A 19,392-nucleotide genomic window follows, 5' to 3' on the forward strand; every position below is an offset into this window, starting at 1 on the left:
CGCAAGCGCATGCTCCTTGGCAGTCATATCAAGCGAACGAAAATCTGGTAAAGGCGCCACTCGCCACCCATCCGTCCAAGACGGATCCGAGGGCCGCCGGGAGAACAAGACGATGAACGCACGAGAAGAAATCCGCCCTGATGCCGCGGTAGCCGGCAAGAATGCTCCGAACGGCATGACCGGGTCGGCCCAGGGCACGACAGGGTCAGCCCGCGGCATGCCGGATGCGGCCAGCAAATATCAGCCCTATCCGACCGTGGGCCTCACCGACCGGACCTGGCCCTCGAAGGTGATCGACAAGGCGCCGATCTGGTGCTCGGTCGATTTGCGCGACGGCAACCAGGCGCTGATCGATCCGATGGGTCATGAGCGCAAGGCGCGCATGTTCGGCCTGCTGCTCGACATGGGCTTCAAGGAAATCGAGATCGGCTTCCCCTCGGCCTCGCAGACCGATTTCGACTTCGCCCGCTGGTGCATCGAGGAAGGCAACGTCCCCGCCGACGTATCGCTGCAGGTGCTGGTGCAGTGCCGGCCCGAGCTGATCACCCGCACCTTCGAAGCGCTGAAGGGCGCCACCAACCCGATCGTGCATTTCTACAATTCGACAAGCGAATTGCAGCGCCGCGTCGTCTTCGAAAAAGATGTCGGCGGCATCAAGCGCATCGCCACCGACGCCGCCAAGATGATCACCGACATGGCGGCCAAGGCCGGCGGCGGCTACCGTTTCGAATATTCGCCGGAGAGCTTTACCGGCACCGAGCTCGAAGTGGCGCTGGAGATCTGCAACGCCGTCACCGAGATCGTCAGGCCGACTTCAGACAACAAGCTGATCATCAACCTGCCGTCGACGGTCGAGATGTCGACGCCAAACGTCTATGCCGACCGCATCGAATGGATGTGCCGCAATCTCGACAACCGTGAAAATCTGATCATCTCGCTGCATCCGCACAATGACCGCGGCACCGGCATCGCCACCACCGAGCTCGGCCTGATGGCCGGCGCCGACCGCGTCGAAGGCACGCTGTTCGGCAATGGCGAGCGCACCGGCAATGTCGACATCGTCACCCTGGCGCTCAACATGTATACGCAAGGCGTCGATCCGGGCATCGACTGCTCCGACATCAACCGGATGAAGGACGTCTATGAATATTCGAACCAGCTGAAGATCCCCGAGCGTCACCCCTATGTCGGCGAGCTCGTCTACACGGCCTTTTCCGGCTCGCACCAGGATGCGATCAACAAGGGCATGAAGGCCTTGAAGAAGGCCAACACCAGCCTGTGGGAAGTGCCCTATCTGCCGATCGACCCGGCCGATGTCGGCCGCAGCTACGAAGCGATCATCCGCATCAACTCGCAGTCGGGCAAGGGCGGCATCGCCTATGTGCTGCAGGCCGATTACGGCTTGAACCTGCCGCGCAATCTGCAGATCGAGTTCAGCCAGGCGATCCAGGCGATCACCGATGCCGAAGGCAAGGAGGTTCCGGCCAAGCGCATTCATGAACGCTTCCTCGAGACCTATGTCGACCAGCCGGGCGCGCGCCTGAAATTCCTCGACCACCACACCTATCCCGATACCGAGGTGAAGGGCCGGCGCGTTGTCGAGGCGGTCATCCTCGACAACGGCAAGGAAGTGACCATATCAGGCACCGGCACCGGTCCGATCGACGGCTTCGTCGACGCTCTGTCGCGCCATGTCGGCGTCGAGATGTCGGTGCTCGACTACTCCGAGCACTCGATGCAGCGCGGCTCGAACGCGTCGGCCATTTCCTACGTCGAGATGGAATATCCCGGCGGCAAACTGTTCGGCGCCGGCATCAACACCAACATCGTCGCCGCATCGCTGGAAGCGGTGACTTCGGCCGCCAACCGCATCGTCGGCCGCAAGGCCAAGTAGCATTTGCCGGTTATCGGCGCGAGAGCTTCGACTGGCTCTCGCGCCGCTATTTTTTCAAGCCGGAACAAAGGCTTGGCGATATCAACCCACATCGTTCGGCGATCGGCGGCGGCCCCGGTCATTAACCACCGGAAAATTATCCGGTTAGGTACGCGATCGCATAAGGGCTGCATACTTGTGTGGCGATGGGGGCACTATATGATCGTGCTTCACCCTGTGCCGACTTCGAGAGGATCGACACTTGCAGCATGCTACGCCTGCCGCCCCCGCAGTGCGCGAGACACTGGAGCGACTGCTTGCCAGCGAAACGTTCGGACGGTCCGAGCGTGCGCGCAAACTGATCCGTTATCTCGTCGAACGCGAGCAGGCCGGCGAAGCCGACAGGCTGAAGGGCTTTTCCATCGCCATGGACGTCTTCGGCAAGGACGGCGATTTCGATCCGTCGACCGATGCCGTGGTGCGAGTGCAGGCAGGCAGACTGCGCGAACTGCTGCAGCAGTATTTCGCCAATGAAGGCATCGCCGAGCCCGTCCGCATCGCCATTCCACGCGGCGGTTACGTCCCGGCCTATGAGCTCAACGCGATCCGTTTGCCGGAAACCGTGGAACCTGCCAGACAGGCCGAACCGGCGACTGCTCCGCCCGAACCATCCGGCGATGCCCCTGCCGCGGCATTGCCCTCTATCGTGCCCTCTGCCGCCCCCTCGGTGGCGCGCCATCTCAGGTTCTTCTGGATGGCGATCGCCCTGGTGATCGCCATGCTCGGAGTTCTGATTATGCGTCAGGGCAGCGGCGCGCTGCTCGCGGGCGGCGACATGCCGGCCGCGGTCGAGGCCGCAGGCCTGAGCAGCAGCATTGCATCATCGCCTGCGAGCGAGGCCTTGCCGCTCGTCTACATCGCCGTCAAGGCCAGCGGCACCGACGCCAGTCGTGTCGCCGCAGCGCTGCGCGCCGGTCTAAGCGGCTTCGACACGATCGACTTCATCGGTCGCGATACGGTCGACAAGACCGATTCGGTCGCCAGCGCGACAAGCTTCATCTTCGATGTCCTGCCTGGACCGGATGCTGGCGACGTCACCATCGAATTGCAGAGCGTGGCGACCGGACGGGTGCTTTTGTCACGCAACCTGACCGCGGCCGACAGCGCGCCATCGGCAGTCGAGGACCGTATCGCCGGCATACTGAGTTCCGCCCTTCCCGCGTCCGGCACCATCTACAGCTATATCGAGCAGAGCGGCATTCAGACCGCCCTGACGCAGTGCCTGTTGCTCAACGACAAATATTATCTCGACCAGAACGCCAAGACGCACGAGGCCGCCTATCGCTGCCTCGAAACCCTTGCCGACAATGGCGCCAGATCGCCGCTGGTCTATTCGGAGCTTGCCTCGCTGCATCTGGAGGCTGTGAACGACCACTACGCCTATCCGCCGGACGCGACGATCGAGAAGGCGGTGACATTCGCCCATCGCGCCGTGCAAATGGGGCCGACCAGCCCCTACGCGCATCGCTCGTACGGCTACATCAATTCGCGTATCGGCAACGCCGACGAGGCCCTGCGCTGGATGCGCAAGGCCTATGACCTCAACCCCTACGATCTCGCCATGGCCGCCGCTTATGGCTATGGGCTGATCTTCACCGGTCGGTACGCCGAGGGAACGCCGATCCTGGCCCATGCGGTGGACGCCTCCAGCGGCCATCCGACCTGGTGGGATTTCGGGCTTTTCGCCGGCGAACTCATGCTCGGCGACACGAACAAGGCAGCCATCGCCAGTTCCGCCCTGCGAACGACCGCAACCAAATCGCACTATCTCGCCGCCCGGCTGATCGGCGCCAAGATCTCCGGCCAGGACGGTCAAGCGCGAAAGCTGGTCGATGAGCTGAGCGCCAAGTTTCCGAGATTCGCCGCCAATCCGCGCGCGACCTTCATCGACCGAAAATATCCGGCCGACCTGACCGAACGCCTGGTCGGCGCCTTGCGCGCCGCCGGACTCGGCAACGCCAGCTGATGTCAAATGGACCGGACCTGTTTGGACCAATGGGATAGTTGGACGCCCGCGCGCGGCGGACAAAGCCACAATCGCGCTGATTTAGCCGGCTTTGCCGGCAAAGCCACGGAACGGCATGCTCGCGCCCAGGCGCCAGTCGCGAAAACTTTACTGGCCATCCGGTTGGACAAGGAGCAATCCAGCCACATTTCGAGTTTTCCCGCAATTTAACACCTTCCGCGATCATGATCTCATCGCTCCATGCCACCGAACAGGGTGTTGGCTCGAAGACCATCGTCCTGCTGCACGGTTTCGGCGGTTGCTCCGACGGCTGGCGCGACGTGGTCGCCTCGCTCGCGCCTTCCATGCGCACGCTTGCTTATGACTTGCCGGGGCACGGCCTGTCGCTCGATTTTCCGGGCGCCGGGCCTGCAAAGGTCGCGGCAAGGGCCGTTCTTGCCGACCTTGCGGCGCGCGCGGTCAAACGGATCCACCTCGTTGGCCATTCGATGGGCGGAGCGGTGGCGACGCTGATGGCGCTGGCCGAGCCCGAGAAGGTGGCCTCGCTGACCCTGTTGGCGCCCGGCGGCTTCGGTCCGGAAATCAACGGGCCACTGTTGCGCCGCTATGCCTGCGCACGCAGCCCATCAGAGATCCGCGCCTGCCTTGCCGCCATGTCGGGACCACGGGCACGGCCTTTTGATCACGCCGCCGACACCCTCTGCGGCATGCGCCAACGCCCTGGGCAACTGGAAAAACTCGTCGAGATCGCCGCCGCCATGACCAGGGACGACCGGCAAGGCGTCATCCCGCGCGACCAGTTGGAGAGGCTGGCCATGCCGGTGATGGTGGTGTGGGGCAGTGATGACGCGGTACTGCCCTTCACCCAGGCGGACGACCTGCCGGCGCGCTTTCATGTGCATCACGTGCTGGAGGCCGGCCATATGCTGGTCGAGGAAGCACCCGATCTGGTGGCGAACATCATCCAGCGCAACATGAGCCGTCGCGCCAGGCCCATTCGCCCGAGACTCGCCACCGCGACTGGTTGAGTTCTTCCAGCGCACGGCGCCCCGCGCCGCGCGCCGTCTTCTCGCCAGTGCATTTTGCCGGCGGCTGTGTTAACTGCGTGTTAACCAACCCCGCGAGGCAGACGCCGATGAAGGACGCAGGCGAAAAGATCGATCCGTCGAGAAAACTGTCCGATGCCATCCGTGATGTGAAGAACGCTTTCGCCGACCGCGACGATGTCGTCGTCGACATGCGCGAGGCGCATCGCATGCGCCTCGATCTCCTGGCAGCCGAACTTGCGCCTGTCTTCGCCGACGTGCCCGCCGACATGGACAATTTCGATTTCGTCGTTTCCTCGGGACTGCAGCCGCGCCTCTGGATCGATGCCGTCAGCCATGTCGCGATGGGCCGCGACCGCCGCACCTACCGCTTCCTCAAGGACACCCGTATTGGCCGCGTGGTGCTTGCCGAATCGACCGAGATGAAGCCGATTGCCGATTCCGTGACACGCTATGTCGCCGAGCGCATCGTCGAGCGGCAGAGGATGATGGAGGGCGGGGTCGAACCGGCCGTCGCCGGCATGAAGCGCGCCCAGGTGGCGGAAGCCGAGCCGCCGCTGCGCTCGACGACGCGCGGCAATAGCTGGTCGGCCTTCCTGTCAGGCCTTGGCCTGATCGCTGCCGGGGCCCTGGTCGGCCTGGCGGTGTCGGTCGCCCTTTTCTGGGACCGCCTCGTGGCTATGGTGTTCAGCCTGCGGCAATAGAAGCGCTGGCCTCCACACCCAGTTCCATGGTCTGCAGATCGGCAGGCGGTATCGCCGGCCCGGTCAGGCCGCGCCGGGTCAGGCGGATGCGCCAATTGCCCTTTTCGCCATCGATGTCGAACAGATTATACTGTGCCGCCGGATGCTTTCCCCCCGGCGCCTGACCGGCGGCGGCGACGCCGACCACCGGGACCTTGGCGTCGCGCGGGCCGATCTGGAACAGCGACGGTAGATGCGAATGTCCGTGCAGGACGAGCTCCGCGCCGTGCCGGCGGATGATCTTGTGGAAGCGGGCGATGCCGAACAGCCGCTTGTGCTGCGAGACGGCGCCGCGCACCGGCGGGTGGTGGATCATGATCGCGCGAAACAGGTCTTGGGCGGCCGTGTCGCGAAGAATCTTGCCGAGCCGCTCCGCCTGCCCCTCCATGAAGAAGCCGTTGGCCATGAAGGGGGCCGTGGCCCGCGCCGTCGAGACGCCGATCAGCGCGACATTGCCGCGCACGCGCAGATAGGGAAATGCGTTGCGGTCGACCGGTGCGTTGACGCCGTCGCCGCTCATCCAGGCCGCCCATGCGCGGCAGACCTTGTCGAAGGCGCCCGGCACATAGGCGTCGTGGTTTCCCGGAACCACCGAAACATCATGCGGCGATCCCAACGTCTCCAGCCAGTGCTTGGCCATCTCGATCTCGCCGTCGAGCGCCAGATTGACCAGGTCGCCTGTGACGGCGAGATGGTCGGGGTTCTGCGCCTTGATATCGGCGGTGATGGCATCGATGACGGCGTCATGCATGTGGCGGCGGCGGTTGCGCTGCCAGTTTACGTAGCCGAGCACGCGCTTGGAGGCGAGATCGCGATAGGATACATCGGGGAGCGGCCCCAGATGGACATCGGAAATATGCGCGAGCCTGAACATCCATCCCTCATAGGCGACCAGCGTCCCGCTTTCCACTCAAGGTTTCCTTATCACCCACGGTTTCGCACCTGATGGCAAATCCGGAAGATGCCTTCCGCCAGACCGGTTGGTCGGGGCTGCGCGCCAGACTGTTCCATCTCTATTTCGTGCTGCGGCGGCCAATGACGCTCGGCGTGCGCGGCCTCATCCATGATGCCGCCAACAATTCGGTGTTCCTCATCCGGCATACCTATGTGCCGGGCTGGCAGCTTCCCGGCGGCGGCGTCGAAACGGGCGAAACGCTTGCCGAGGCGCTGGCGCGCGAACTGGCCGAGGAAGGCAACATCGCGCTGGCAGCACCGCCGGTTCTCAAATCGATGCATTTCAACCGCCGCTCCAGCCGCCGCGACCATGTCGGCCTCTACCTGATCGAGCACTTCAGCCAGACGGCACCGAAGCAGCCGGACCATGAGATCGCCGAGGCCGGCTTCTTCCCGCTGGATCGCTTGCCGGAAGGCACGACGCCGGCGACGCTGCGGCGCATCGCCGAGGTTTTTCGGGATGAGCCGACATCGCCCTACTGGTAGATCAGGCCCGCCCCCCGAACCGGGCGCGGTCATGCGGCGCGCCATAGTCCAGTTCCGGCCCCACCGGCACGATCCGTGTGGGATTGATCGTTTCATGACTGCCGTAATAATGCGCCTTGATGTGATGCAGGTTCACCGTCCCCGCGACACCAGGCACCTGATAGAGGTCGCGCAAATAGTTCGACAGGTTCGGATAGTCGGCGATGCGGCGCAAATTGCACTTGAAATGGCCGACATAGACCGGGTCGAAACGCACCAGCGTGGTGAACAGCCGCCAGTCGGCCTCGGTGATGCGATCGCCCACCAGATAGCGTTGCCTGGATAGGCGATCCTCCAGGGTGTCGAGCGCCGAAAACAGCTCGCCGAAGGCTTCCTCGTACGCCGCCTGCGTGGTGGCGAAGCCCGCGCGGTAGACGCCGTTGTTGATGGCGGGATAGACCAGCGCGTTGACCGCATCGATCTCACCCCGCAACGCTTCAGGATAGAAATCGAGGCTGGCGTCCCCCCATTCGTCGAAGGCTGAATTGAGCATCCGGATGATTTCGGAAGACTCATTGGAAACGATGGTCCGCTCCTTCTTGTCCCACAGCACCGGCACCGTCACCCGGCCGGAATAGGCCGGATCTGCCCTGGTATAGATCTGGTGCAGGAAATCGAGGCCGTAGAGCGTGTCGCCGGTGGCGCCGTCCTCGGCGAGAAACGTCCAGCCATTCGCGCCCATGAAATGATGCACAACCGAGACCGAGATGATGCCTTCGAGCTTCTTCAGCGCGCGAAAGATCAGCGTCCGGTGCGCCCACGGACAGGCGAGCGAGACATACAGGTGATAACGGCCGGGCTCGGCCTTGAAACCGCGGCCGCGGTCTCCGGCGGGCGTTCCGTCGCGCGTGATCCAGTCGCGCCATTGCGATTGCGGCCGCACGAACTTGCCGCCGCTATCCTTGGTGCCGTACCAGCGGTCCTGCCATTTGCCGTCGACCAGCAATCCCATGAGATGTCCTTTCGCGTTTCCACCTGATGTAGAGCGCGATGCGGCAGGCCGGAAATCATTCGGGGCTGAACAGATTGTCAATCGGTAGGGCCAGCGAAGGCGCCGATTGCGGCGGCCGAAAATTGATGCTAGCGGACACTCCGCATGTTCGACTTTGCTTTGATCCGGTTTGACCGACGACGAAAGGGCGCCCGCGCTTGAAGCGCTGACTGGCGAATGCTGCCGTTTGCAGCAACCTTTCCTCCCCTACCGGAACGCAAAGACCATGAGCCTTGCCGACGTGAAATACCTGCCGGAAACTCCGGCGCACGACCCTGAAATCGAAGCCATCAATGACGAGGCCTTCGGGCCTGGCCGTTTCGTGCTTGCCGCCTACAAGATCCGTGAAGCCGGCGGCCACGAGCGTGGCTTGTCCTTTGTCGCGGTCGACGGCGATATTGTCGTCGCCTCGGTGCGCATGACCCGCATCGCCGCCGGTGCCGGCCGCGCGCTGATGCTCGGGCCGCTTGCCGTGCGGCCGGCCTTCAAGAATCTCGGCATCGGCCGCCGGCTGGTGGCGATCGCACTGGAGGCCGCCGCAAAGTCCGGCGCGCCGGCCGTCATACTGGTCGGCGACGAGCCCTATTACGGGCCGCTCGGCTTCAAGCGCATCCCGCGCGGCCAGATCTCGATGCCGCGTCCTGTCGACCTCGACCGCCTTTTGTCGCACGAGATCACGCCGGGCGCGGTTGCCAGGCTCACGGGCGAGGTCGGTCATGCCAGCCAGGCCAGGGTCGCCGAGCACGCCTAGGCGGTGGCTTGACCTGGCCTGTCGATCCGGGCCTGATCCGTCCTGTTCTCCTGGAGCAATTCCAGGAAAAGTGTGAAACGGTTTCCCACGGGAATTGGAACCGCTTTAGGAAAGGATGACGCCATGAATCCGAACGGCCAGATCGCGATCGTGACCGGTGGCGGCTCCGGCCTTGGCGAGGCAACCGCGCGTGCGCTTGCCGCCAAGGGCGCTCGCGTCGCCATCTTCGACGTCGGCATCGATCGCGCTGCCAAGGTCGCGGCCGACATCGCCGGCATTGCCGTGCAATGCGACGTCAGCAGCGCCGACAGCGGCACCGCGGCCCTCGCCGAGACGGCGAGCAAGCTGGGCGAGCCGCGCATCCTGGTCAATTGCGCCGGCATCGCCATTGGCGTGAAGACGATCGGCAAGGATGGCCCCCATCCGCTCGACCAGTACCGCAAGGTGATCGAGGTCAACCTGATCGGCACCTTCAATATGATCCGCCTCGTTGCGGACCGCGCCGCCAGGCTCGAGCCTCTGCAGGGCGGCGAGCGTGGCGTCATCGTCAACACCGCTTCGGTCGCCGCCTATGACGGCCAGATCGGCCAGGCCGCGTACTCCGCCTCCAAGGGCGGCGTGGTGGGCATGACACTGCCGGTGGCGCGCGACCTTGCCCGTTCCGGCATTCGGGTCTGCACCATCGCGCCCGGCATCTTCAAGACCCCGATGATGGCCGGCATGCCGCAGGACGTGCAGGATTCGCTGGGCGCCGCCGTGCCCTTCCCCTCCCGCCTCGGCGAACCATCCGAATATGCCGCCCTTGCCCTCCACATTGTGGAAAACCAGATGCTGAACGGCGAAACCATCCGCCTCGACGGCGCCATCCGCATGGCGCCGAGGTAATGCAATGCCGCCCATGAGCCTGCCCACGCCTCGAGTCACCAATGCGAGGGAGTTATGGGATGGCGACATGCATGGAACGCTTGCCAAGACCGCCATCATCGTCCGATAAGTGGAATAGAAAAATCAACTTAGCAGGGCGAGAATTTTGGACGACCGAAAGAAGGATGTGATCCGCGAGACCGACGCCGAGGCAATCCGATTGGCGAAAACGCTTCTGCGCAGTGCCCGCTTCGGCGCACTGGCGGTGCTGGAGGTACAGACCGGGTCGCCGCTGGCAAGCCGGGTCGGCGTCGCCACCGACATCGACGGCGCGCCGCTGATCCTGGTCTCGATGCTCTCGGCGCATACGCCTGCCATCCTTGCCGATCCACGCTGTTCCCTGCTGCTCGGCGAGCCTGGCAAGGGCGACCCGTTGGCGCATCCGCGCCTGACCCTGATCTGCCGGGCGTCGCGGCTGGAGCGTGGCTCTGACGCGCATGCTCGTGCCGAGCGCCGCTATCTCAACCGCAATCCCAAGGCGAGCCTTTATGCCGGGCTCGGCGACTTCTCGATCTTTCGCCTCGAGCCGGAGCGCGCCAGCCTCAATGGCGGTTTCGGCAAGGCCTATCTGCTCGATCGCTCCGATCTCGTCACCGGCGGGCCTATCGTCGAAGAACTTGCGACGAGCGAACAATCCGCCGTCGAGCACATGAACGCGGACCATCTCGACGCGATCGCGGTTTATGCGCACCATTATGCCGGGGCATCCGGCGACGGCTGGAGCATCGCGGGTTTGGACGCCGATGGCATGGATCTGGTGTCGAAAGACAATGTTTGCCGGGTATTCTTTCCGCAACCCCTGGTGGCGGCACAGGACCTGCGACCCGTTCTGGTCGCCATGGCCAGGAGCGGCCGTGCTGCCGGGCAGGCAACCAACGAAACTTAATTGCATTTGATCGAAAGCAACACTTGAGATTTGAAAGAAATGTTCTACCCTTTGCGAAGGGCGCTGAATCGTCGGCGGCCTTTCGCTAGTGAATTTATGGATTCAGGCACCATTGCCCCCATGGCGCCTCGATGAACAAACAGCATGGGGCATTCATGGTCTCGACAAAGCTAATCGCCAACGCCGAATCGGCTGCCGAATTTCTGATGCTGATGGGCAACGAAAAACGGCTGTTGATCATGAGCCATCTGATCGACGGTGAAATGTCGGTCGGCGCTATCGCCGAAAAGGTGATGCTCAGCCAATCCGCCCTCTCGCAGCATCTGGCCAAGTTGCGGGCGCTCGACCTCGTGGAAACCCGCCGCGACCGCCAGATGATCTACTACTCCTGCAACTCCGACGCGGTGCGGGAGTTGCTTGTCGTGCTGGATGGTATTTTCGGTGGTGGCAAGGAAGATCTGTCCCAGATGGCACAGAGATTGCGCCGCGCCGGCACTTGACCGAACGCGGCCTCGGCCGTCTACCTCGCTGACGATTTCCGGAACGTGGCTTGCGCGCGGTCATCGACGCACGAACCACGCTCTCGATGTTTGGGCGGAGGATATGGACCCAATTCGCATCGAAGACCCAGGCGATCCCAGGGTCGCCACCTATCTTGATATCCGCGAACGCGATCTCGCCGGCCGGCAAGGGCGTTTCGTCGCCGAAGGCAAGGTGGTGCTCGACCTGCTTCTGTCGTCCGGCCGCTTCGGTGCCGAATCCGTTCTGGTCCTGGAAAACCGGCTCGGCGGCCTGAGGAACATCCTGTACAAGGCACCGGCGGACCTGCCGGTCTACGTCGTCACCAGCGCGGTGATGGACGCGATCGCCGGCTTCCACATGCATCGCGGCATCCTGGCCATCGGCCGCAAGGAGACGCCGCAAGCGGCCGGGCCATTGCTGGATGCCTTGCCCGACCGAGCCCTGGTGGTGGTGCTGGTCGGCATCGCCAACCACGACAATATGGGTTCGATTTTTCGCAATGCCGCTGCCTTCGGCGCCGATGCGGTACTGATGGACGCGACATGCTGCGATCCGCTGTACCGCAAGGCGATTCGCGTTTCCGTCGGCGCCGCGCTCAAGATCCCGTTCGCATCCTTCAGCAACGCCCCTGGCTTTGTCGCAACGCTCGCCGAACGGAGTTTTGAACAATTCGCCCTGTCGCCGCGCGGACGAACCGACATACGCGATGCAAGGCCGGCCGAACGCTTGGCGCTCTATCTCGGCACCGAGGGCGAAGGCCTGCCCGAAAACCTGCTAGCCAGCCTGCGGACAGTGCGGATCACAATGTCGAAAGGCTTCGACAGCCTGAACGTCGCCGCTGCTTCGGCCATCGCCCTGCATCATTTCTCGCATCGTTGAACAAGCGTGACGGCGGCACCACCGCTTAAGGTGCGTTGAGATTCAGGTCAGGCCGAGCCTAAAATGGTGGCTTTCGAGAACCGGAGCGGAGCGTACTTTTGGGTACGTGAGCACCGGAAGCGCAGAAAGCCGCCGTTTGCAGGCCGGCATCACCTGAATCTCGACACACCTTAGTTCGCGGCCGCCTTCTGCAAGGCCCGCACGCGGTCGGCGAGACTGAGATTGCCGCCATCGGATCGGCTGTCCTGCGGGCCCGCCAGCGCTTTTGCGATCGGCGAATCGGGCCCCTCCAGCTTGGCCGTCAGGTGGACGACTTCAGCCGCCAACTCGTTCATCTGCTCGCGCAGCGCGGCACTGCCATTCGCCGAACCCGACGATGCCAAGGCGCCGAGATCCGCCTTGAGCAGCTTGTTCTCGCGCGCCAGCGCCGTTAGCCTGGCCTCCAGCCGTTCGCGATCGCTGTCGAGCTTGGCGATCGCCTGGTCCAGGTCGTCGCGCCTCTTGGCCTCGTCGTCCCCTCCCGCTTCATCCGGCCTGCCGACCAGGCGCAAGGCCGGTCCGCCCTCCTCGGCCTTCGGCTTTTCGCGCAGCCGCGCCAGTTCCTTCTCGCGGCGGTCGAGCTTGTCCTCGCGGTCGGCGAGCGTCGCCAGCAGCCGTTCGACCTTCTTGTCGAGTTCAGCCAACCTTTTCTTCTCCACCTTCAGGGCATCGCGCGCGGCCTTGCTTTCGGCCGCGATTTCCTGATTGCGCCGATCCGCTTCCTTGCGCTGGCCGCGCAGCAGCGAGATGTCGCTGGCAAGCTTCTGCAATTCGGACTCACGCGCCACGAGTTCGATTTGCCGGCTGCTGGAGGCAAAACTGGCATCGTCGTACATATGCTCCAGCTTTTCGAGTTCGAGCGCCCGCTTCTCCAACTTGCGCTCGGTTTCCTTGAGCCGCTCCGAAAGCTGGTGCAGTTCCTCTTCGCGCTGCCGCAATGCTTCGCTTTTGGCGCCGAGTTCCGCGAGCGCGTGATTCTTGTCCGTGCGTTCGACCGCCAGCCCCTTCAACGCCTCGTGGCCGCGAGTGATCTCGACGAGTTGTTCGGCCACCTTTTCGCGCAACGCCTTGACGTTCATCTCGAGGCGGCGCGTCGACATGGCGTACTCGGCCCGGATCCGGTCCTTGTCGGCCTGGATCTCGGCCTGCGTCAACGGGATAGAGGCCTCGATGCGCCGGCGGGTCAGGGAGACCGCACGCCGCCAGACGGCCGGGGCCACGATCAGCGCCAGAAAGCCGGCGCAGAGAAAGCCGAGGGCAAAGAACAGGACCGACTGAACCAAAAGACAACCCGCTATCGGCGGCGACCACCTGGACTGGACCGCATCATACTGGCATGGCGGAAATCCGGCGCTGCGGCAAGAGCCTGCCGCGGCGCATGGAGCGTCGCAGGCCTACAATTCCCACGGAAAAGCCGGCTTTGCGGCGACGACGGCTGGAATCAGAATGGATTCCAGGTCGCCCGTTCGGTCAGCTTCAGGTAGCCGAGATTGACGCCGAGCCGGGCGCCGACACCGGTGCGGATCGGTACCAGAAGCACATTGTTGTTCTTCAGCACATTGAAGCCGACACCCGCCACCACATAGGCCGAACCGGCCACACCGCCATAGCGGTTGTAGAGGTTGCCGACATCGTCGAGATTGTAGACCAGCATCATCACCCGGGACCCCTCGCCGCCGAAATCCCAGCCCAGCGACGGGCCTTGCCAGAACACTTTGTGGTCGCCGGCATTCTTGGTGTAGAGCGTGCCTTCGCCATAGGTCAGGCCGCCGATCAGCGCACCCGACCCCTCCTCACCGAGGAGATAGCCATTGGGCAAGCCGTAGGAGGCAAAGATCTTCTCCACGACCGTGGCGAGTCCACCCGATGTCGCGCCGAAGAACTTGTGACCGGAATCGATAATCTCCTGAGCGGTATATTCCTGGGCCCGCAGGGCTGAAGTCGAGAAGACGAGGACGCCCATGAGCGTGATCGCCATTGAGAGGACACGGAGGACACTCCGGTCATAGAATCGGGAAAACATGCTTCCAATCTCCGTCATGGAGCACTTTCGCCGACGCCTCGCATCCGGTCCGGCTCTTTAGGCGGCCGTTAAGGATGACAGTTAGGGCAAACTATGCCGTAATTCTTTTTCAACCATTAACTCCCACAGGAAGATGGCGGTTCGAAGGCTGGCTTTGGGGTCGCGCGGCGCTGCGGCCTGCGCGAACACGCCACTTGCCAGACGAAAATTTTGGGTTTGTTGCTGTACCTACGAGTGCTGTGTATTCAGAAAGCCTCGGGTTGGAGCATGATTCGTGTGCGCAGGCGCGGTAATCAATCGCTCGGCCATGAATTGTGGATTTTTGCAGGGATTTTCACCGATGGCCGATCTGTTCACCCTTTCCGCGCCTGACCTGGCGGCGCTTCTGTGCAGCCGCGTCTGCCACGACATCATCTCGCCGGTCGGCGCGATCAACAACGGGCTTGAACTGCTTGACGAGGGCGGCGCCGACGAAGACGCCATGCGGCTCATTCGCCAGAGCGCCAAGAACGCCTCGGCCCGGCTGCAGTTCGCCCGCATCGCCTTCGGCGCGGCCGGTTCGGCCGGCATGCTGATCGACACCGGCGATGCCGAAGCGGTGGCGATCGCCTTCCTCAAGAATGAAAAGCCGGAGCTGACCTGGAACGGGGCGCGGGCGCTGCTGCCCAAGAACAAGGTCAAGCTGCTGCTCAACCTGATCCTGGTCGCCAACGCCGCCATTCCGCGTGGCGGCAAGCTGGTCGTCACCCTCGAGAATCTCGAAACCGAGCCGCGCATTTCCCTATCGGCAAGCGGCCCGATGCTGCGCGTGCCGCCGAAATTCCTCGAACTGCATTCCGGCCACAAGCCGGAAGAGCCGATCGATGCGCATTCGGTGCAGCCCTACTACACGCTGCTTCTGGCCCGCGAGGCCGGCATGACGATATCGATCCACGCGACGGCGGAAGAAATCGTACTTTCGGCTGCCTGAGCCGCCCGACTTGCCGGCAGAGCAAAGTATTTCAGCACCGTAATATTGTCGTGATGGCTCGGCTGGGAGCGCCAGCGAAGCATCCGCAAAGAAAAGCGCCTCATCCGCATCTTTGCAAAAATTTTACCCAATGGCTTTCCGGGTTCTTTACCAGATTGGTCTAGGGTGCGCAGCAGATGCCCGCACGACCGGATTGCCCAAGGGCAAAGAGGACCCGGAATGAAACGCTGCATGTTCGTCGACGATTCAAGCGTCATCAGGAAAGTTGCAAAACGCATCCTGGGCGGTTCCGACATGATGGTCATCGAAGCGGCCAGCGGGCTTGATGCGCTGGAGATGTGCGCCGCCGACATGCCCGACATCATCGTCGTCGACGGCGCCCTGCCGGACGTCCAGGCGGTCGACCTCATCCGCCGCGTACGCGCCATGGAGAGCCCGATAAAGCCGCAGATCCTGATCTCGCTGGTCGAACTCGACATCGCGTCGATCATGCGGGCCAAGCGCGCGGGCGCCCAGGGTTATCTCCTGAAGCCGTTCAATCGCCCGCAGCTGCTCGAGCGCTTTCGCACCCTGAAGATCGCAGCCTGAGACGCCGGAACGTTTCGCCGTTTCACGGAAACGCCGAACCGCCCTATCTCATTTTTTGCGCGAAGTTCTGGACGGAAAACCGTGTCACGCTTTTCCTGGAATTGCTCTGGCAGCCCACCGTCATTGCGACCGCTGACGCAAAAACCCGGCTGAAGCCGGGTTTTTATTGAAGATGACAATAGTCGGGCGGCTCACGCGCTGACGCGGATGTCCTCGGGTTCGCGCAGCACATAGCCGCGGCCCCAGACCGTCTCGATGTAGTTCTGGCCGCCGGACGCGGCGTCGAGCTTCTTGCGCAGCTTGCAGATGAAGACGTCGATGATCTTCAGCTCCGGCTCGTCCATGCCGCCATAGAGATGGTTGAGGAACATTTCCTTGGTGAGCGTGGTGCCCTTGCGCAGCGAGAGCAGTTCCAGCATCTGGTATTCCTTGCCGGTCAGGTGCACGCGCTGGCCGCCGACCTCAACGGTCTTGGCGTCGAGGTTGACCACCAGGTCACCGGTGGTGATGACCGACTGGGCGTGGCCCTTGGAGCGCCGCACGATGGCGTGGATGCGCGCCACCAGCTCGTCCTTGTGGAACGGCTTGGTCATGTAGTCGTCGGCACCGAAGCCCAGGCCGCGGACCTTGTCCTCGATGCCGGCCATGCCGGAGAGGATGAGGATAGGCGTCTTCACCTTGGAGAGACGAAGCGTTCTCAAGACCTCGTAGCCGGACATGTCGGGCAGGTTGAGATCGAGAAGGATGATGTCGTAATCGTAAAGTTTGCCCAGATCGACACCCTCTTCGCCGAGGTCCGTCGTATAGACATTGAAACTTTCCGATTTCAGCATCAGTTCGATGCTTTGTGCGGTTGCACTGTCATCTTCTATCAGCAGAACACGCATTTCATTCCCCTTTTCTGCTGCCGGACCATTTCACGACCCGTCCTGCCCCGGAGCAGTGGTTGCCTTGTGCAGAGGCTGCCATCGAATGGTTAACAAAACCTAATTTCCCGTCCATGACGGTATCAGATTTTTTAACCCCTTTCTACACCCTCTTGAATCTAATAACGAATCCTAGACCCAAATTCCTAATGCAACACATTAATAACCTGGACTAAGCGACTCCAGGGACTCATCGACGCGCCTTCGCTTCGGCGACCGGAATTTTTACCCGGCCTTAAGCCCTGACCCGTATGATTAACAATGCCCGTAAACGAATGGTTACCGCCGGCAAAAAACTTTAGGGTTTTGTTTCCTATAGTCCGGGGAAAGCCGGTGGACACGGGCAACGCCTGGGCGTTTCCAGGTGGTTTGGACGATATGTGCGGGTGTGCGTTTCCGGGAGTACCGAATCATGAAGTCACGTGAAAACCTCGTTCGGCTGAAACAGTTTCAGGTGAATGAGAAGCGGCGGCAGTTGCTGCAACTCGACATGATGATCGCCGAGTTCGAACGCATGGCCGTCGAACTGGAGCTTCAAATCACCGCCGAGGAAAAGAAAGCCGGCATCACCGACATCAATCATTTCGCCTATCCGACCTTCGCCAAGGCGGCGCGCTTGCGCCGCGACAACCTCAGAAATTCGCAAAGCGACCTCGCACAACAGCGAAGCGCTGCCGAATCACTACTCGGCGAAGCTGAAGCGGAGCTTTCCAAGGCCGAAATGCTGGAATCGCGTGACACCAAGATTCGCGAAGCCGAGACCGGCGGCCGCAGCGCCATGATCGGTTGAACAAGCCGGGACTGTCGGCGTGTAGCTGGAGCAATTCCAGGAAAGTGTCTGGCGGCTTTCCGTCCGGAATTGCGTAAAAGCAGAAAGAATGCGGTTTCCGGGAAACGGCGAGCTGCCTAGGCGGCCCATTCCCCTGCATTTACAGCAATCGCCTTGGCTCGCGCATCCTTGATGTCTGGCGCATGCTGTTCCGCCCAGGCCCTGATCTGGGTGAGCAGTCCCGCCAGGTTCTGGCCGAGTTCGGTCAATTCATATTCGACGCGCGGCGGAATGACCGGGAAGATTTCACGCCGCACCAGCCCGTCACGCTCCAGCACGCGCAACGTCTGCGTCAGCATCTTGGGCGTGATGCCTTCGAGCTTGCGGGCAAGCTCGCCATTGCGCAGCCGGCCTTTGCGCAGCGCGCACACCACCAAGTAGACCCATTTGCTGGCCAGCATCTCCAGCACGGTGTGCGACGGACATGTCCGCCGGAACGCGTCATAACCGAAGGGGGAGTTATCTTCACTATCCATAAGGTACCTATATATCAAGAAGGTACATACTGGACAAGAGAATATTACTATCCAAATGATAGCGGCAGCAACCAAGCAGGAGACCTCCCATGCGTGCCGTTATCCAGACTTCCGTTGGCGGACCCGACGTCCTTGTCATTGCCGATCAGCCCGACCCCACCGCAAAGCCCGGTGAAGTGCTGGTCCGCGTCAAGGCCGCCGGCATCAACCCGGTCGATGGCGCCGTGCGCGCCGGCTACTATCCGCTGCTTGGCGAACCTCCCTTCATCCTCGGCTGGGATATTTCGGGAACGGTCGAGGCGCTGGGGGCCGGCGTCACCGATCTCAAGATCGGCGACGAGGTATTCGGCATGCCGCGTTTCCCCAAGCAGGCGGCGGCCTACGCCGAACTGACCGCTGTGCCAGCCGATGAAATCGCGCTGAAGCCGAAGGCGGCGGACCACATCCAGGCGGGCGCATTGCCGCTGGCCGGCCTGACCGCCTGGCAAGGCCTTGTCCGCCATGGCGCATTGAAGCCGGGCCAGCGTGTGCTGGTTCATGCGGGCGCCGGCGGCGTCGGTCATCTGGCGGTGCAGATCGCCAAGGCGCGCGGCGCTTATGTCGTCGCCACCGCCAGCCCGAACAAGCTCGATTTCGTCCGCGAGCTCGGCGTCGACGAGGTCATCGACTACACACAAGGCGATTTTACCAACCGGATCAACGACATCGATCTGGTGCTGGACCCGATGGGCGGCGAGCACGCCGAACTCTCTTTGAAGGTCATCAGGAATGGCGGTGTGCTGGTGTCCTTGCTGAACCTGAACGACACCACCAGGGCACTGGCCAGCGCGCGCGATATCCGGGTCGAGCGCATGTCCGTCGTGCCTGACCGAAAAGGCCTTGTGGAGCTTGGTCGGTTGATCGACGCGAACAAGCTTGCCGTTCACGTAGCAAGGAGCTTTCCACTCGAAGAGGCCGGTGCCGCTCACGCGTTTCTCGCCACCAGGCCGATCGGCAAGGTGGCGCTGACGGTCTGATTGCGGGAAATTGCCTCGGGACGAAGGCCCTGCAAAAGCAAAAGGGCGCGGAGTGCCGCGCCCTTTGACTGTGCCAGGCCGGCTCTAATGCCGGTATTGCTGGATGCGCGTCGTGCGCAGCCCGGCAAGGCCATATTCGTCGATCGACGCCTGCCAGGACAGGAATTCCTCGGTGGTCAGCTTGTAGCGCTGGCATGCCTCTTCAAGGCTCAAAAGCCCGCCGCGCACCGCCGCGACCACTTCCGCCTTGCGCCGGATAACCCAGCGACGCGTGTTCGTCGGCGGCAGGTCGGCAATCGTAAGAGGGCTGCCGTCAGGCCCAATAACATACTTGACTCTAGGTCTAACCAGATCGGTCATCGTACTCTCTACAAAAAACTCAAAGACCCAATCCCCGCCACGTTA

21 protein-coding genes are annotated in these 19,392 nt (G+C 62.6%); 14 read left to right on the forward strand and 7 right to left on the reverse strand.

Features of this window, described 5'->3' with window-relative positions:
• Positions 1 to 217 precede the first annotated feature (217 nt).
• The 4 genes from leuA to AC07SZ_RS21520 all read left to right on the forward strand — a co-directional run bounded on the left by leuA (position 218) and on the right by AC07SZ_RS21520 (position 5,649).
• Entirely contained in the window at positions 218 to 1,894 is a 1,677-nt protein-coding gene (gene leuA, locus AC07SZ_RS21505; protein WP_056578372.1) for a 2-isopropylmalate synthase, read from the forward strand.
• A 241-nt stretch (positions 1,895 to 2,135) separates the two neighbouring features.
• Positions 2,136 to 3,899: a tetratricopeptide repeat protein gene (locus AC07SZ_RS21510; RefSeq protein ID WP_494915720.1), complete on the forward strand. Its 1,764-nt coding sequence runs from the start codon at positions 2,136 to 2,138 to the stop codon at positions 3,897 to 3,899.
• A 224-nt stretch (positions 3,900 to 4,123) separates the two neighbouring features.
• Positions 4,124 to 4,927, forward strand: coding sequence for an alpha/beta fold hydrolase (locus AC07SZ_RS21515; protein WP_056578111.1), 804 nt, complete (start codon positions 4,124 to 4,126; stop codon positions 4,925 to 4,927).
• 107 nt (positions 4,928 to 5,034) lie between these two features.
• A complete protein-coding gene (locus AC07SZ_RS21520; protein ID WP_056578113.1) occupies positions 5,035 to 5,649 on the forward strand; it encodes a hypothetical protein in 615 nt (204 codons plus the stop codon).
• Here AC07SZ_RS21520 and AC07SZ_RS21525 read toward each other — a convergent pair.
• Positions 5,633 to 6,562: a metallophosphoesterase family protein gene (locus tag AC07SZ_RS21525; RefSeq protein WP_494915782.1), complete on the reverse strand. Its 930-nt coding sequence runs from the start codon at positions 6,560 to 6,562 to the stop codon at positions 5,633 to 5,635. The two genes, AC07SZ_RS21520 and AC07SZ_RS21525, sit on opposite strands and share 17 nt — an antisense overlap.
• A 71-nt stretch (positions 6,563 to 6,633) precedes the next feature.
• Here AC07SZ_RS21525 and AC07SZ_RS21530 point away from each other — a divergent pair, with 71 nt between their 5' ends.
• Positions 6,634 to 7,128 carry an NUDIX domain-containing protein gene (locus AC07SZ_RS21530; RefSeq protein WP_056578117.1) on the forward strand — a complete coding sequence of 165 codons (495 nt, stop codon included), beginning with the start codon at positions 6,634 to 6,636 and terminating at the stop codon, positions 7,126 to 7,128.
• 1 nt (position 7,129) lies between these two features.
• On the opposite strand, the gene AC07SZ_RS21535 is transcribed toward AC07SZ_RS21530, so the two are convergent.
• Positions 7,130 to 8,119 (reverse strand): glutathione S-transferase family protein, encoded by a 990-nt coding sequence (locus AC07SZ_RS21535; protein ID WP_494915723.1) that lies wholly within the window; start codon positions 8,117 to 8,119, stop codon positions 7,130 to 7,132.
• Between the two features lie 265 nt (positions 8,120 to 8,384).
• On the opposite strand from AC07SZ_RS21535, the gene AC07SZ_RS21540 reads away from it, so the two are divergent.
• From AC07SZ_RS21540 to AC07SZ_RS21560, 5 genes are all read left to right on the forward strand, one after another.
• Positions 8,385 to 8,909: a GNAT family N-acetyltransferase gene (locus AC07SZ_RS21540; protein WP_056578374.1), complete on the forward strand. Its 525-nt coding sequence runs from the start codon at positions 8,385 to 8,387 to the stop codon at positions 8,907 to 8,909.
• Between the two features lie 123 nt (positions 8,910 to 9,032).
• The gene (locus tag AC07SZ_RS21545; protein ID WP_056578120.1) at positions 9,033 to 9,794 is read left to right on the forward strand and encodes a 3-hydroxyacyl-CoA dehydrogenase; all 762 of its coding nucleotides are present in this window, start codon (positions 9,033 to 9,035) and stop codon (positions 9,792 to 9,794) included.
• A gap of 145 nt (positions 9,795 to 9,939) precedes the next feature.
• Positions 9,940 to 10,719 carry a HugZ family pyridoxamine 5'-phosphate oxidase gene (locus AC07SZ_RS21550; RefSeq protein WP_056578122.1) on the forward strand — a complete coding sequence of 260 codons (780 nt, stop codon included), beginning with the start codon at positions 9,940 to 9,942 and terminating at the stop codon, positions 10,717 to 10,719.
• 155 nt (positions 10,720 to 10,874) lie between these two features.
• The gene (locus AC07SZ_RS21555; RefSeq protein ID WP_056578376.1) at positions 10,875 to 11,219 is read left to right on the forward strand and encodes an ArsR/SmtB family transcription factor; all 345 of its coding nucleotides are present in this window, start codon (positions 10,875 to 10,877) and stop codon (positions 11,217 to 11,219) included.
• A 103-nt stretch (positions 11,220 to 11,322) separates the two neighbouring features.
• Entirely contained in the window at positions 11,323 to 12,120 is a 798-nt protein-coding gene (locus AC07SZ_RS21560) for a TrmH family RNA methyltransferase (protein ID WP_494915725.1), read from the forward strand.
• A 170-nt stretch (positions 12,121 to 12,290) separates the two neighbouring features.
• On the opposite strand, the gene AC07SZ_RS21565 is transcribed toward AC07SZ_RS21560, so the two are convergent.
• A complete protein-coding gene (locus AC07SZ_RS21565) occupies positions 12,291 to 13,442 on the reverse strand; it encodes a coiled-coil domain-containing protein (protein ID WP_494915726.1) in 1,152 nt (383 codons plus the stop codon).
• Between the two features lie 158 nt (positions 13,443 to 13,600).
• Positions 13,601 to 14,137, reverse strand: a complete 537-nt coding sequence (locus tag AC07SZ_RS21570; RefSeq protein WP_244494150.1) for a DUF1134 domain-containing protein — start codon at positions 14,135 to 14,137, stop codon at positions 13,601 to 13,603.
• 385 nt (positions 14,138 to 14,522) lie between these two features.
• Between AC07SZ_RS21570 and chpT the strand changes: the two genes are divergently transcribed.
• Entirely contained in the window at positions 14,523 to 15,152 is a 630-nt protein-coding gene (chpT, locus tag AC07SZ_RS21575) for a histidine phosphotransferase ChpT (protein ID WP_019860754.1), read from the forward strand.
• Positions 15,153 to 15,371: 219 nt separating this feature from the next.
• The gene (locus tag AC07SZ_RS21580) at positions 15,372 to 15,740 is read left to right on the forward strand and encodes a response regulator (RefSeq protein WP_056578130.1); all 369 of its coding nucleotides are present in this window, start codon (positions 15,372 to 15,374) and stop codon (positions 15,738 to 15,740) included.
• A 191-nt stretch (positions 15,741 to 15,931) separates the two neighbouring features.
• Here the strand turns inward: AC07SZ_RS21580 and ctrA are convergent, their stop codons facing one another.
• Entirely contained in the window at positions 15,932 to 16,627 is a 696-nt protein-coding gene (ctrA, locus tag AC07SZ_RS21585) for a response regulator transcription factor CtrA (protein WP_006203583.1), read from the reverse strand.
• A gap of 451 nt (positions 16,628 to 17,078) precedes the next feature.
• Between ctrA and AC07SZ_RS21590 the strand changes: the two genes are divergently transcribed.
• Positions 17,079 to 17,456: a hypothetical protein gene (locus AC07SZ_RS21590; protein ID WP_056578132.1), complete on the forward strand. Its 378-nt coding sequence runs from the start codon at positions 17,079 to 17,081 to the stop codon at positions 17,454 to 17,456.
• A gap of 116 nt (positions 17,457 to 17,572) precedes the next feature.
• Here the strand turns inward: AC07SZ_RS21590 and AC07SZ_RS21595 are convergent, their stop codons facing one another.
• The gene (locus AC07SZ_RS21595; RefSeq protein WP_056578134.1) at positions 17,573 to 17,971 is read right to left on the reverse strand and encodes a winged helix-turn-helix transcriptional regulator; all 399 of its coding nucleotides are present in this window, start codon (positions 17,969 to 17,971) and stop codon (positions 17,573 to 17,575) included.
• Between the two features lie 89 nt (positions 17,972 to 18,060).
• On the opposite strand from AC07SZ_RS21595, the gene AC07SZ_RS21600 reads away from it, so the two are divergent.
• Entirely contained in the window at positions 18,061 to 18,987 is a 927-nt protein-coding gene (locus AC07SZ_RS21600) for an NADP-dependent oxidoreductase (protein WP_056578136.1), read from the forward strand.
• Between the two features lie 84 nt (positions 18,988 to 19,071).
• Here AC07SZ_RS21600 and sciP read toward each other — a convergent pair whose 3' ends face one another.
• Positions 19,072 to 19,347 (reverse strand): CtrA inhibitor SciP, encoded by a 276-nt coding sequence (gene sciP / locus AC07SZ_RS21605; RefSeq protein WP_006203587.1) that lies wholly within the window; start codon positions 19,345 to 19,347, stop codon positions 19,072 to 19,074.
• Positions 19,348 to 19,392: the final 45 nt, after the last annotated feature.

The organism is Mesorhizobium sp. GW821-FHT07A06, assembly GCF_059419085.1.

Excerpts from the sequence above, each read along its gene's own strand:
- leuA (WP_056578372.1), top strand. The coding sequence starts at position 218 with ATGCCGGATGCGGCCAGCAAATATCAGCCCTATCCGACCGTGGGCCTC.
- AC07SZ_RS21515 (WP_056578111.1), top strand. The coding sequence starts at position 4,124 with ATGATCTCATCGCTCCATGCCACCGAACAGGGTGTTGGCTCGAAGACC.
- AC07SZ_RS21520 (WP_056578113.1), top strand. The coding sequence starts at position 5,035 with ATGAAGGACGCAGGCGAAAAGATCGATCCGTCGAGAAAACTGTCCGAT.
- AC07SZ_RS21525 (WP_494915782.1), bottom strand. The coding sequence starts at position 6,562 with ATGTTCAGGCTCGCGCATATTTCCGATGTCCATCTGGGGCCGCTCCCC.
- AC07SZ_RS21530 (WP_056578117.1), top strand. The coding sequence starts at position 6,634 with ATGGCAAATCCGGAAGATGCCTTCCGCCAGACCGGTTGGTCGGGGCTG.
- AC07SZ_RS21535 (WP_494915723.1), bottom strand. The coding sequence starts at position 8,119 with ATGGGATTGCTGGTCGACGGCAAATGGCAGGACCGCTGGTACGGCACC.
- AC07SZ_RS21540 (WP_056578374.1), top strand. The coding sequence starts at position 8,385 with ATGAGCCTTGCCGACGTGAAATACCTGCCGGAAACTCCGGCGCACGAC.
- AC07SZ_RS21545 (WP_056578120.1), top strand. The coding sequence starts at position 9,033 with ATGAATCCGAACGGCCAGATCGCGATCGTGACCGGTGGCGGCTCCGGC.
- AC07SZ_RS21555 (WP_056578376.1), top strand. The coding sequence starts at position 10,875 with ATGGTCTCGACAAAGCTAATCGCCAACGCCGAATCGGCTGCCGAATTT.
- AC07SZ_RS21560 (WP_494915725.1), top strand. The coding sequence starts at position 11,323 with ATGGACCCAATTCGCATCGAAGACCCAGGCGATCCCAGGGTCGCCACC.
- AC07SZ_RS21570 (WP_244494150.1), bottom strand. The coding sequence starts at position 14,137 with ATGGCGATCACGCTCATGGGCGTCCTCGTCTTCTCGACTTCAGCCCTG.
- chpT (WP_019860754.1), top strand. The coding sequence starts at position 14,523 with ATGGCCGATCTGTTCACCCTTTCCGCGCCTGACCTGGCGGCGCTTCTG.
- AC07SZ_RS21580 (WP_056578130.1), top strand. The coding sequence starts at position 15,372 with ATGAAACGCTGCATGTTCGTCGACGATTCAAGCGTCATCAGGAAAGTT.
- ctrA (WP_006203583.1), bottom strand. The coding sequence starts at position 16,627 with ATGCGTGTTCTGCTGATAGAAGATGACAGTGCAACCGCACAAAGCATC.
- AC07SZ_RS21590 (WP_056578132.1), top strand. The coding sequence starts at position 17,079 with ATGAAGTCACGTGAAAACCTCGTTCGGCTGAAACAGTTTCAGGTGAAT.
- AC07SZ_RS21595 (WP_056578134.1), bottom strand. The coding sequence starts at position 17,971 with ATGGATAGTGAAGATAACTCCCCCTTCGGTTATGACGCGTTCCGGCGG.
- AC07SZ_RS21600 (WP_056578136.1), top strand. The coding sequence starts at position 18,061 with ATGCGTGCCGTTATCCAGACTTCCGTTGGCGGACCCGACGTCCTTGTC.
- sciP (WP_006203587.1), bottom strand. The coding sequence starts at position 19,347 with ATGACCGATCTGGTTAGACCTAGAGTCAAGTATGTTATTGGGCCTGAC.